Here is a 1302-nt window from a genome sequence, read left to right as displayed (position 1 = left end):
CTGAGGACAAGCCCTCGGCCTATTAGTACCGGTCAACTCCACCCCTCACAGGGCTTCCATATCCGGCCTATCAACCCAGTCGTCTACTGGGAGCCTTACCCTCTCAAGGAGGTGGGAGTGCTCATCTCGAAGCAGGCTTCCCGCTTAGATGCTTTCAGCGGTTATCCCTCCCGAACGTAGCCAACCAGCCATGCCCTTGGCAGGACAACTGGCACACCAGAGGTTCGTCCGTCCCGGTCCTCTCGTACTAGGGACAGCCCTTCTCAACACTCCTACGCGCACAGCGGATAGGGACCGAACTGTCTCACGACGTTCTAAACCCAGCTCGCGTACCGCTTTAATGGGCGAACAGCCCAACCCTTGGGACCTACTCCAGCCCCAGGATGCGACGAGCCGACATCGAGGTGCCAAACCATCCCGTCGATATGGACTCTTGGGGAAGATCAGCCTGTTATCCCCGGGGTACCTTTTATCCGTTGAGCGACGGCGCTTCCACAAGCCACCGCCGGATCACTAGTCCCTACTTTCGTACCTGCTCGACCCGTCAGTCTCACAGTCAAGCTCCCTTGTGCACTTACACTCAACACCTGATTGCCAACCAGGCTGAGGGAACCTTTGGGCGCCTCCGTTACCCTTTAGGAGGCAACCGCCCCAGTTAAACTACCCACCAGACACTGTCCCTGATCCGGATCACGGACCCAGGTTAGACATCCAGCACGACCAGAGTGGTATTTCAACGTCGACTCCACGACAACTGGCGTTGCCGCTTCACAGTCTCCCACCTATCCTACACAAGCCGAACCGAACACCAATATCAAGCTATAGTAAAGGTCCCGGGGTCTTTCCGTCCTGCTGCGCGAAACGAGCATCTTTACTCGTAATGCAATTTCACCGGGCCTATGGTTGAGACAGTCGAGAAGTCGTTACGCCATTCGTGCAGGTCGGAACTTACCCGACAAGGAATTTCGCTACCTTAGGATGGTTATAGTTACCACCGCCGTTTACTGGCGCTTAAGTTCTCAGCTTCGCCCGACCGAAGTCGAGCTAACCGGTCCCCTTAACGTTCCAGCACCGGGCAGGCGTCAGTCCGTATACATCGCCTTACGGCTTCGCACGGACCTGTGTTTTTAGTAAACAGTCGCTTCTCGCTGGTCTCTGCGGCCACCCCCAGCTCAGAGTGCAAGACTCATCACCAGGAATGGCCCCCCTTCTCCCGAAGTTACGGGGGCATTTTGCCGAGTTCCTTAACCATAGTTCACCCGAACGCCTCGGTATTCTCTACCTGACCACCTGAGTCGGTTT

1 rRNA gene is annotated in these 1302 nt (G+C 56.3%); it reads right to left on the bottom strand.

The features are described 5' to 3' along the window. Positions 1-2 precede the first annotated feature (2 nt). Positions 3-1302 (bottom strand): 23S ribosomal RNA (locus ACZ4WV_RS35420); the annotation flags it as partial.

This window comes from Kitasatospora sp. NPDC029312, from assembly GCF_055569215.1.
The sequence above is the reverse complement of the archived record's forward strand: the minus strand, read 5'-3'. Positions and strand labels throughout refer to the sequence as shown.